Annotated in this window: 12 protein-coding genes; 6 read left to right on the forward strand and 6 right to left on the reverse strand. The window is 71.1% G+C overall.

What is annotated here, in order from left to right; translation table 11 throughout:
- Both ABDV68_RS15570 and ABDV68_RS15575 read left to right on the forward strand, forming a co-directional pair.
- A partial coding sequence (locus ABDV68_RS15570) for a TetR/AcrR family transcriptional regulator (protein WP_343521017.1) occupies nucleotides 1-694 on the forward strand: 694 nt, incomplete at its 5' end.
- 35 nt (nucleotides 695-729) lie between these two features.
- The gene (locus ABDV68_RS15575) at nucleotides 730-1,083 is read left to right on the forward strand and encodes a hypothetical protein (RefSeq protein ID WP_343521018.1); all 354 of its coding nucleotides are present in this window, start codon (nucleotides 730-732) and stop codon (nucleotides 1,081-1,083) included.
- A 103-nt stretch (nucleotides 1,084-1,186) separates the two neighbouring features.
- Here the strand turns inward: ABDV68_RS15575 and ABDV68_RS15580 are convergent, their stop codons facing one another.
- Nucleotides 1,187-3,697: an alkaline phosphatase PhoX gene (locus tag ABDV68_RS15580; protein ID WP_343521019.1), complete on the reverse strand. Its 2,511-nt coding sequence runs from the start codon at nucleotides 3,695-3,697 to the stop codon at nucleotides 1,187-1,189.
- 166 nt (nucleotides 3,698-3,863) lie between these two features.
- Here ABDV68_RS15580 and ABDV68_RS15585 point away from each other — a divergent pair, with 166 nt between their 5' ends.
- Genes ABDV68_RS15585 through ABDV68_RS15595 form a run of 3 tightly spaced genes read left to right on the forward strand, consistent with a single transcriptional unit; the run spans nucleotide 3,864 to nucleotide 5,283 of the window.
- Nucleotides 3,864-4,376, forward strand: coding sequence for a hypothetical protein (locus ABDV68_RS15585; protein WP_343521020.1), 513 nt, complete (start codon nucleotides 3,864-3,866; stop codon nucleotides 4,374-4,376).
- Nucleotides 4,373-4,840, forward strand: a complete 468-nt coding sequence (locus ABDV68_RS15590; protein WP_343521021.1) for a hypothetical protein — start codon at nucleotides 4,373-4,375, stop codon at nucleotides 4,838-4,840. The genes ABDV68_RS15585 and ABDV68_RS15590 overlap by 4 nt, the downstream gene beginning before the upstream one ends.
- Nucleotides 4,831-5,283, forward strand: coding sequence for a hypothetical protein (locus ABDV68_RS15595; protein WP_343521022.1), 453 nt, complete (start codon nucleotides 4,831-4,833; stop codon nucleotides 5,281-5,283). The genes ABDV68_RS15590 and ABDV68_RS15595 overlap by 10 nt, the downstream gene beginning before the upstream one ends.
- On the opposite strand, the gene gspD is transcribed toward ABDV68_RS15595, so the two are convergent.
- The 5 genes from gspD to gspG all read right to left on the reverse strand — a co-directional run bounded on the left by gspD (nucleotide 5,277) and on the right by gspG (nucleotide 9,598).
- Nucleotides 5,277-7,340, reverse strand: coding sequence for a type II secretion system secretin GspD (gspD, locus tag ABDV68_RS15600; protein WP_343521023.1), 2,064 nt, complete (start codon nucleotides 7,338-7,340; stop codon nucleotides 5,277-5,279). The genes ABDV68_RS15595 and gspD overlap by 7 nt on opposite strands.
- Nucleotides 7,341-7,351: 11 nt before the next feature.
- Nucleotides 7,352-8,146, reverse strand: coding sequence for a type II secretion system protein N (locus tag ABDV68_RS15605; RefSeq protein WP_343521024.1), 795 nt, complete (start codon nucleotides 8,144-8,146; stop codon nucleotides 7,352-7,354).
- Nucleotides 8,143-8,550: a type II secretion system minor pseudopilin GspI gene (gene gspI, locus ABDV68_RS15610; protein WP_343521025.1), complete on the reverse strand. Its 408-nt coding sequence runs from the start codon at nucleotides 8,548-8,550 to the stop codon at nucleotides 8,143-8,145. Before gspI ends, ABDV68_RS15605 begins: the two co-directional genes overlap by 4 nt.
- A 68-nt stretch (nucleotides 8,551-8,618) precedes the next feature.
- Nucleotides 8,619-9,053, reverse strand: a complete 435-nt coding sequence (locus ABDV68_RS15615; RefSeq protein WP_343521026.1) for a GspH/FimT family pseudopilin — start codon at nucleotides 9,051-9,053, stop codon at nucleotides 8,619-8,621.
- Nucleotides 9,054-9,139: 86 nt separating this feature from the next.
- A complete protein-coding gene (gene gspG / locus ABDV68_RS15620; RefSeq protein WP_343521027.1) occupies nucleotides 9,140-9,598 on the reverse strand; it encodes a type II secretion system major pseudopilin GspG in 459 nt (152 codons plus the stop codon).
- 102 nt (nucleotides 9,599-9,700) lie between these two features.
- Here gspG and gspL point away from each other — a divergent pair.
- A partial coding sequence (gene gspL / locus ABDV68_RS15625) for a type II secretion system protein GspL (RefSeq protein ID WP_343521028.1) occupies nucleotides 9,701-10,565 on the forward strand: 865 nt, incomplete at its 3' end.

The raw sequence follows: 10,565 nt of genomic DNA on the forward strand, positions 1-10,565 counted from the left end.
ATCCGAAGGAGGGCGCTTTGCCGAAGGCGTACGAGCGCTGAGCGGGACCGGACAGCCCGCCACTGCGGTGGAGCCGCGCCGCGCCGGACGGCCGCGCGACCCTGCCAAATATGGCGCGATCGTCGAGGCCGCGCGCGAGGCATTCTTCGCGCGTGGTTTCCACGCCGCGACGATCGAGGACATCGCGCACGCGGCGGGGGTGTCGAAGGTCACTGTCTACAGCCGCTTCGGCGACAAGGAGACGCTGTTCGAGGAGGTGATCCGGGTCGAGAGCCGGCGCATGGCCGCGGCATTCGAGGACACGCTGGCGCGCGGGCATACGCTGGAAGACCAGCTCAACGCGTTCGGCATCGCGCTCGCGGAATTCAAGTATAGCGAGGAACATCAGGCGGTCGATCGCGTGCTGATGAACGAGATTGCGCAGATTCCCGAGCTTGCGAGGCGCTTCTTCGCCGCGGGGCCCCAGCTTTGCTTCGAGCGGTTGTCGCAGGTGCTCGGCGATGCCGCCGCGCATGGCGAGATCGAGATCGACGACCCGCTGCGCGCTGCCGAGGACATCTGCGGACTATGGCTCGGCGCCGGCGACATGGGGATCAAGCTCGGCCTCGAGCCCTTGCCCTCGCCACCGGCGATCCGCGCGAAGGTGATGCGGGCGACGCGTCTGTTTCTCAAGATGGTTGGATCGAAGCCGTGACGATCCGCGTTGTCGGGGCGATGGAGGTGCAATTCATGCGGAAGACTTATCTGGCGATCACCGGTGCGCTGGCGCTCGCGGCGTGCGGCGGTGGCGGGCAGCAGGCGGCGAACGACGCCGCGGCCGACAACATGGTCGAGAATGCCGCGGACGCGACCAACTACCAGGCCGAAGTGATCGCGCTGCCGCCCGGCCAGCAGAATGGCGTGTTCCTGCGCGCGGTGCGCGACGCGGGGTTCAACTGCCAGGAAGTGACCGAGACCGAGCGCTTCGATCCGGTCCAGGGCAATCCGGCGTGGCGCGTGACGTGCGACAATCGCACGCCGCACCTCATTTCGATCACGCGCGACGGCACCGCCAAGATCGTCAGCCGCACCGACGCGAAATAGCCGAAAAAAAAGGGGAGGCGGGCGGACCCGCCTCCCCTGAAGGCTCGGGGTTCAACTCCCGGCCGTGACCGGGCCGCCCCGGACCACGGCCTTGTTCCCTGGCTCAGAGGCCGACGACGCCGCCGTCATTCTTGGTGATCGCGACGATCGCCGAGCGCGGGCGGCTGGTCGGCGCCGGACCGGCCTGGCTGGCCGGCCAGTTGCTCGGCAGCGGGCTCGGCACGGTGGTGCCCGACGTCTCGCCCGGATGCTGGATGCCGACGAACAGCGTGCGGCCGTCCGGCGTCGTGTCGACGCCGGTGATCTCGCAGCCGACCGGCCCGACGAGGAAGCGCTTGAGCGTCGCGTCGGTCGCCAGCGCGCCGCGGCGCGTGGTCTGCGTGGCGGTGGCGCCGCCGCTGCCGCGGTTGGTGATCGTTACCGAGGCGCCGTCGCCGGTCGTGCCCGGCATCGCGACGAGCATCTGGTTGTTGGTGCGATCGGTGAAGGCGCCGTCGTCGGTCTGGATCCACAGCAGCGGCTTGACCAGGCCACCGGCGTTCTGCGGGCGCGAGAACCACAGGCCGTCAGGGCTGGAGAAGTCGTTGGCGGCGGTGAGGCCCGAGATGTTGACGTCGCTGTTCGAGTCCGCCGAGTCGGCGCCGAACAGGTAGATGTCCCAGGTGAAACCGGTCGCGGCGGGATCGTCCGCATTCTCGCGCAGGCGCAGGATATGGCCGTTCGGGTTGCCGAACTGCGCGGTGTTCGCCGGGCCGGTCGGGTCGTTATAGTGGCGCGGGTTGGCGGCGTCGGTGCCGGCGAGCGGGCGCACCGTCGCGTTGTTGTTGGTGAGGGTGAGGTAGATCTCGCCCGTCACGTTGTTGGTCGCGGTCCATTCCGGGCGGTCCATCTTGGTCGCGCCGACCGCGTCGCCCGCCAGGCGAGTGTTGACGAGGATGTCGATCTGGTCCTCGAACACATATTCGACGTCGCTGCCCTGCGCCGGACGGTTCGGAACCTGCCCGAACGTCAGCGGCACCCAGGTGCCGGTGCCGTTGGCGTTGAACTTCGCGACATAGAGCGTGCCACTGTCGAGATACTTGTCGCCCACCGCCAGGCGATCGGCACGCTGCGCGTCGGCCGCGGTCCACGAGGCGGCGGTCACGAACTTGTAGAAATATTCGCCGCGCGAGTCGTCGCCGAGATAGACGGCGAGCTTCTTGCCTTCGATGAACTTGCCGTGCCACGCGCCTTCGTGGCCGAGACGGCCGAGCGCGGTGCGCTTTCGCGGCGCCTGGGTCTTGTCATAGGGATCGAGCTCCACGCACCAGCCGAACTGGTTCGGCTCGTTGCGCCAGTCGGTGGCCGCCGAGCCTCCGACCGTGGCGCGAGCGTCCCAGCGGGCGAAGCGAGTGTCGCCTGCGGTGGAGGGCGTGACGGTGTGCCAGCCATAGCTGCCCGCGTTGGCGGTGACGCCGTAACGGCGCAGCGCGACGAGCTCGCGAGCGGTGCGCTGCGCGTTGTCGGTCTCCGCGCCCGAATTGTCGCGGCGGAAATAGCCCGCCCAATTCTCTTCGCAGGTGATGTTGGTGCCCCACAAGGTGTGGCCGTTGGCGCAGTTGTTGATCGTGCCGCGGCCCTTGGTGCCGTCGGTCGAGAACGGCGTGCGCAGCCAGGCGCTGCCCTTCACCGGGCCGTTGAACACGACTTCGGTGTTCGGGGTGATGCGGCGGTTGAAGGTCGAGTTCTGGACATAGGTCCAGGCGCGGTTCGCACCCTCGACATATTCGGTGACCGACACGCCGTGCGCCTCGATCTCCTTGAGCGCCTCGGCCTCGGGACGGGCGCCGCCGACCGTGGTCGGGCCGTTCGGGTGGAGATACTGGACGTTCAGGTTCTCGTGGTTCTGGACCATCAGGCCGCGCACCGAGCTGTTGTCGTCGCGTGCGCCGGCGGCGGCGAGGCCGTACCAGTAGAGCGCGTCGCCATGGTCGCCGATGCGCTGCGCGAAGTTGGTGTCGGTGCCGTCGTTCTTGTACGCCGCGACGCCCGCAGCGATCGGATCGCCGAGACGCGTCATGACCGTGACGGTGTAGCCCGCGGGCACGGTGACGACGTCGTTCTTGTTCTTGGCGATCGAGGTGAAGCCCATCACCGCCGGGCTGACGGTGACCGCGACGCTGCCCTGCGTGGTCTGGCCAGCACTGTCGGTCGCGCTGTACTGGAAGGTGAGGCCGGTCGGCGCGCTCACGCTCGGCGCGATGAAGCTGGCGTTCGGCGTGTTCGCGCCGATCAGCGCGGCGGCCGGGCCGCTGGTCTGCACCCAGGCCGAGGTGATCGCGCCACTGTCGGTCGCCTCGCCGGTGAGGGTGACGACACGGCCCGAGCTGGTGGCGCCCGAGGAACCGACCGAGACCAGGTTGGGAAAGGGGTCCGCAGCGTCGCTGGCGTTGTCGCACGCGGCCAGGACGCCGCCGCCGAACACCGCGACCGTCGCCGCCGAAGCGCCCGAACGGAGCGCGTCGCGGCGCGAATAGCGCTGCTCGATCAACGCGTTGAGCGTGGGATTGGCGGTGTTGTTGGTGTCGACGTCACCGTCGCTGTAGCCAAAAGCCAGATCAGTGCTCTCGGTCATGTTCTGGAACCCCCTTTTTGACCCCATCCCATGCGGATAGGGTTGCCGGGGGCTGTGAAGGCGCCGGTTTACAGCGTGATGGAGAAGCGTTGACGGAGTCGTGTCGATTTGGCGACTCTTCGATGACAGGCTGTTTTTTGCGTGGATAGGACAGTAGGGCGCGGCGATGGAGACGCGGGACAGCCTGGCCGATCGCATGGCGCAGCGATTTGCGGCAGCCGCGCCCCCCGTCGCGCCGCGAGCCCGCGGGCCGGTGAACTGGCGGCTGGCGGCGGCGCTGACCAGCCTGATCGCATTGGGGCCGCTGGCAACGATCGTCGGGTCAGGCCTGCTCGAGCGCGCCGCGCGAACCGAGGCGGCACGGCTGACGGCGCAGGCGGCGCCGCGGCTCAAGGTGGAAGCCCGGGGCCAGGCGGCGCGGGCGGCCCTGCGCGGCGCGGTGCGCGATGCGGGCGTCGCGGTGTGGCTCGACCGCGTGGCGGCGGCGATTCCGGCGGACGCGCGGGTGGCGCGCATGGCCCGGGCGGCGGACGGGGCGTTCGAGCTCGAGATATCGACGCCCGATCCGGATCTGTTGCGCGGTGCGCTACGGGGCGATCCGGCGCTCGCCGGCTTTCGCGAAACGGGGCAGCGGCGCGCGGGCGCGACGATCGCGGTTACCTTGAGGTACGCCAAATGAACCGGGCGACGCTGATCGCCGGGATCGGCGGCGGTCTCGCCGCGCTTGCGCTGCTGGCGCCGGCGGCCGGGACCGCGCTGGGCAAGCTGGCCCGTGCTCGCGAGAGCGCGGCCGCGGCGCAGGCGGCCGTGACGGCACCGCGCCCGGCACCGGTGCCGCTCGTCGCGTCCCGATTGCGGGTTCCGGGCGGAAACGCCGCTGCGGCGATGCGCACGCTGGCGGGCCGGGTGCGGCGGCTGGCGGCCGAGGGCGGGGTGCTGGCCGAGCAGGTTGCGCCGGGACCGATGGATGCCGGGCTGGTCCGGCTGCGGGTGCGGCTGTCGGGCCCCGGCAAGGCAGTGGTGGCGCTGGCCGACCGGATCGAGCGCGAGGCGCCGCTGACGCGCTTCGCGGCGTGGCGCGTGACCGCGCTGCCGGAGGGCAGCCTGCGGCTCGAAGGCGAGGCGGTGGCGGCATGGCGTTGACCCGGAGCGAAGCGCTCGCGCTGGGCGGGGCGGCGCTGTTCGCGGCGGCGATGCCGGCGGCGCTGCTATGGCCGGGCGCGGAGACGCCGGCACCGCCGCGCACGGACGAAGCGCGTGCGGTGGTGCCGCCGCCGATGCCGGCGGTCTCGGCGGTCTATGAGCGGTCGCTGTTCGCCGCGGTCGAAGCCGGTGACGAAACTCCCGCCGACGCTCCCGCGCTGGTGGGCATCGCCGGGCGGCTCAATCGCGATGCGGTTGCGATGGTGCGCCTCGCCGACGGCAGCTCGCGCACGCTCGGCGTCGGCGAGAGCGTCGATGGCTGGCGGCTGGAAAGCCTGGCAATCGACGCAGCCTTCTTCACCCGCGGGCGCGAGCGCGTGCGCGTGGCGATGGGCGCGCCCGACGCCGCCGAAAAAGCCGCCGGCGACGAGCCCGCTCAGTAGATCCCGTCGATCTCCAGCGTCAGGCGGGGCCGCAGCGGCTTGAGCAGCAGGTTGCTCGGCGCGTTGAGATCCAGCTCCTCGCTGCGCAGCCGGGCATATTTCGCCTTGGCCATCGCCACCGCATCCTCGCCGTTGCGCAGGATGGTGGGCTTGAGGAAGATGAACAGCGTGCGCTTGTTGCGGCTCTCGCGGCGGCTCTTGAACAGCTCGCCGAGGATCGGGATGTCGCCCAGGATCGGCACCTGGCTCTTGACCTGCCCGTAATCGTCCGAGGTGAGCCCGCCGAGCACGATCGTCTGGCCGTTGTCGGCGAGCACGGTGGTGTTGATCGCGCGGCGATTGGTGATCAGGTCGGTCGCCTGGGTGAGCTGAGTCGCGGCGATCGACGACGCTTCCTGCACCACCTCCAGCCGGATCGTGTCGCCGGCGTTGATGCGCGGCAGCACCTTGAGCGTGATGCCGACGTCCTTGCGCTCGACCGAGGTGTAGGGGCGCACGTCGCTCGACGAATCGGTGAGGATCGAGCCGGTGATGAACGGCACTTCCTGGGCGACGACGAACTCGCCGACCTTGTTGTCGAGCGTGGTGATCTGCGGTGTCGAGAGCAGGTTCGACTTGGTCGAGGTGCCGAGCGCCTGGACGAGGATCGAGAATTCGTTGCCGATCGAGATGTTGGCGCTGAGGCCCGGGCCGATCGCGGCCGCCATCGGCACGTCGAGCGCGTCGAGGATTTGGCCGAGCGAGGCGTGCGCGGGCGACATGTTGAACGAGGTCGCCGCACCCTCGACCTGGTTGAGCACCGCGCCGCTGGTGCCGATCTGTACGGCGAGCGCTTCGGCCTCCTCGCCGGTGATCTCGGCGATCGCGGCTTCGATCAGCACCTGTGGGCGGCGGACGTCGAGATCGGCGATCAGCGGTTCGATCGCGGCGATCGCGCTCGGCGTGCCGCGTACCACCACCGCATTGATGTCGGGCGAGGGCTGGACGGTGAGCTCGGGCGTGGAGAAGCCTTGCGGCGTCTCGGCGCGAGACTGGCCGAGCTGAGTCTGCTGTGCCTGCAGCGCGGCGGTGGCAGCCGCCGCGGCGGTGTCGGCGGGGTTGCTGCCGCCCGACGCGACCAGCCCGCCGAGCACGCTGGTCGGGCTGCGATAGTTGCCGCCGCGCTTGTCGGAGAGGCTGCGCGCGACCGCGTTGGTTGTCGTCGCTTCCTGGCCGAGAACGCCGCGCAGCACTTCGGTGACCGACTCGGCGTCGGCATAGTTCAAGCGGAAGACGCGGGTCATCGGCGTGGCCCCGCCCGGCGCGTCGAGCGAGGCGATCATGCGGCGCGCATCGGCGACCGCGGTCGGCGTGCCGCGCACGATCACGGTATTGCTGCGCGCATCGGCGGCGACGCGCGCGCCGCCCGAACCGGGGTCGCCGAGCACGCCCTGCAGCGCCTGGGCGACGTCGGGCGCGCTGCCGTTGCGCAGCGCGATGGTGGCGAAGGTGAGGCCGGAGCCGTTGCCATCGAGCGCGCGCAATATGCCCTCGATGCGGCGGACATTATCGGCATAGTCGGTGACGACCACGGCGTTGGGCTGGGCGAGCGGCTCGACGCTGCCGAAGCTCGCGACCAGCGGCCGGGCGACGCGCGCCGCCTCGGCCGAGGGCACGTTCGAGAGGCGGATCATGCGCGTGATCAGCTCCTGCCCCGAGGCGCCGCGCGAGGGCACGCCGCCGTCGCGCACGGCGTTGCCCGCCGGCACCACGCGCCAGGCGCGGCCCGAGCGCACCGCGGCGAAGCCGTTGGCGCGCAGCACCGAGAGGAACAGTTCCCACACGCCGCTGGGCGAGAGCGGAGTCGCCGAAGTGACGGTGACGGTGCCCTTGACCGCCGGATCGAGGATCAGCGTGCGGCCGGTGAGGCGCGAGATCTGGTCGGCGACATCGGCGATCTCGACCCCGCGCATGTTGACGACGATGTCCGCCGCCTCGCTCTGCTGGGCGAGGATGGGCTGCGCGGTCATGGCGACGAGCGCGAAGGCGAGGGCGGTGTTGCGGATCGGATGCGGCACGGGTGGGATACCTAGCGGGTCGGGACGGTCAGCGTCACGGGCTTTCCGTCGCGGGTGATCTGGATCTGGGCGGAGCCGAGCGACTGCGCGGCGGCGATGGCGTTAGCGGCCTGGGCCTGGGTGTTGATCGCCCGGCCGTTGACCGAGGTGATGACGTCGCCCTGCTGAAGCCCCGGAGGGGCGCCGGCGCCGATCTGAACGCCGCCGGGAACGGGGGTGAGGCCGGAGACCAGCGGGGAGGAAAGCGCGACCGCGTTGGGCGAAGGCTGGGCGACCGGTGCACCGGGCTGGGCCGCTCGAGTCTGCTGCGGGGCGGGCTGCGCCGCGGCCGCCGCCTGCTGGTCGGCGGTCAGCGTGGGATCGGGGAAGGCGAGGAACTCGATACGGTTGTTGACGCGCAGCAGCACGCGATCGCGCAGGATGCCCTCGATCGTGCCGCCGCCCGCCGCTTCGCCGACGCGGAACGGCTTGGCGGGCTCGCCGCTGACCTCGATATAGGCGACCGAGAGCTCGGCCGGGGAGGCGGCGAACACGCCCTTGAGCTTGAGCGGGAGCGCGGTGGCCTGCGAGGCGTCGGTGATCGCGCCCTTGCCGAACGGGGCGAAGGCGAGTGCGGCGGTGACGTCGGCGGGCTGCGCCACGGGCCGCGCACCCGAGGGAACGGTGACCGCGCCGGTGCTGGCATGGCCGGCGATCCGCCAGGTCAGCCCGGCGAGCGCGATCGCGACCGAGACGATCACCGCGGCGGTGGCGATGTCGAGCGTGGTGCGCGCCTGGCGCGGCGAAAGGTCGGGCAAGCGGATCATGCGCCGCCGCCCTCGACGAAGCCGTCGAGCGATGCAAGCGGAGTCCGCTCGCCCTGCGCGAATACCTGGATGCGGATTTTGTCGATGCCGCGGTCCTCGGTGCGCGTGCGCGCCACCTCGACGCGCCATTGCTGGCCGAGCAGTTCGGTCTCGCGCGCGTTGGCGGCGGGATCGGCGAGCTGGACCTCGGCGAGGCGGTTCTCGGCGACCCACATCGCGGCGGCGCGGCGCTCCATCGCGCGAGTCGAATCGATATGGCTCTCGGTCGCGCGGATCAGCCCGACCGTGGCGATGGCCAGCACCGCGAGCGCGACCAGCGCCTCGATCAGCGAAAAGCCGGAGTCTTGGTGGGTGGTCCCGGCTTCGCCGAGACGCGGCGCCGGCCCGCTCCCCCACCCGGCCACCCATATGATACTGCCGCTGGGTCGCCGGGTTGGGGAGCGGGCCGGCGCCGCCTTCGCGTGTAGCGCACTCATGACGCCGCCTCGACCTTGGTCGCGCTGGCGGTCATGCCGTCATAGCGGACCACCCAGCGCTGCTCGCCATTCTCGATCGTCGCTGTGAGCGGCTTGCCGCCACCATCGACGCCGAGCACCACCGGCGGGCGCGCGTCGAGCGTGACGACGATCCCGCCGGGGAGCTGGTGGAAGGCGAGCGCGTCGCCGAGCGGCGCCAGCTTGCCGTCGCGCCCGACCGCGGCGAAGCCATAGCCGTGGCGCTCGGCGGTGAAGGCGATGATGCGGTCGCCGAGCATCGCGTCGTCGGCGGCCGCCTGCAGGCGTAGCGCCAGGCGCCGTGCTTCGGTTTCCACCGAAGGCGCGCGGGTCGCCGCGCCGACGCCGAGCGCGACGCCACCCGCGGCGATGCCGATGATGACCAGCACGATCAGCATCTCGATGAGCGTCATGCCGGAGTCTTGGTGAGGAGCGGGCCGGTGCCGCACCGTTCCAGCGGAGCTGAAACGAACCAAAGACTCCTCCCCCGGCACGGTCGTTATCCGCCCTTCGCGTCGAGATCGGCGTCGAGGCCCTCGCCGCCCGGCTTGCCGTCCTTGCCGAGCGACTTGAGCTCGAAGCCGCTGCCGGTCGCGGAATAGACATAGGGATTGCCCCAGGCGTCGACCGGATTCTCCGAGACATAGCCGCCCTCGGGCCATGCCGCGGGGACGGGCGGGGTCGCCGGCTTCTCGGCCAGCGCCTTGAGGCCCTGCTCGGTGGTCGGATACTGGCCGTTGTCGAGGCGGTACATCTTGAGCGCGCTCGACAGGCTGGCGAGATTGGTCTTGGTGGTGGTGACGCGCGCCTGGTCGGGGCGGCCGACGACGTTCATCGTGACGAGGCCCGCGACGATCGCGATGATGACGAGCACGACGATCATCTCGAGCAGGGTGAGGCCCGCTTCGCCATGCGGGACGCGGCGGTTGGCCTTGCCCTGGCCAACGTCAACTGCCACGGTGTCACGGAACTGTTTCAATACTATGCGCATCGCGGCCACATGCGTCCTTCTCGTGAAAGCAATGTTACAACCACAGCATCCCGCGGAGCACCCGGAACGATGACCGGTCAAGCCATTTCGGACGCCGCGGAAACTCGCGCCGGCGGCGTGTGGACGCTGTCGGGCGGGCGGGTGATCATAGCCGAGCCGGACGGTCCTGCAACCTTGCTGGTGCCTAGCGAATCGGTGCTACTCCTAGCGGTCGACCTTCCGCTCGGCACGCATGCCAAGCGCATGGCGGCCTTGCCCTTCGCGATCGAGGACCGGATCGCCGACCCGATCGAGGCCGTGCACATCGCGCTCGGCAGCGAGATCGCGCCGAAGCGCTACCTCGTCGCGGTGGTCCGGCACGCGCGGATGCGCGAATGGGTCGAGATCGCCGAGGCCGGGGGTCTCGCGCATGCGGCGATGGTGCCCGACGCGCTGGCGCTGCCGGTGCCGGACGAAGGCTGGGCGGCCGAGGCGCGCGAGGGCCGCGTGCTGGTGCGCAGCGCCGACGCGACCGGCTTCGCGGTGCCCGCGGCGCTGGCGGGACAGGCCTGGGAAGCGGCCGGGCGGCCGCGCATCTGGAACACCGGCGCGGTGCCGATCGGCGAGGTGCCGCAGGAGCCGCGTCCGGCGGGTGGCGGCGGGCTGGCGGAGCGGCTGGCCAGGCCTGGGGTCGATCTGCGGCAGGGGATGTACGCGCGGCGCGCGGCGGGCGGGAGCAGCTGGCTCAAGCGGCTCGGCTGGATCGCCGCCGCGGGGATCGCGGCGCATACGGTGATCGCCGCGGCGGACGCGGTGATGCTGCGCGCGATCGCCGAGCGCCGTGCCGACGATACCCGCGCCGCGGTGGCGCAGGCCGCGCCCGGCGCCAATCTCGGCGAGGATCTGCGCGCCAGCGTGACCGACATGCTGCCGCCGCCGGGCGCGGCGGGCAGCC

This window comes from Sphingomonas sp., from assembly GCF_039595165.1.
GTDB lineage: Bacteria > Pseudomonadota > Alphaproteobacteria > Sphingomonadales > Sphingomonadaceae > Sphingomonas.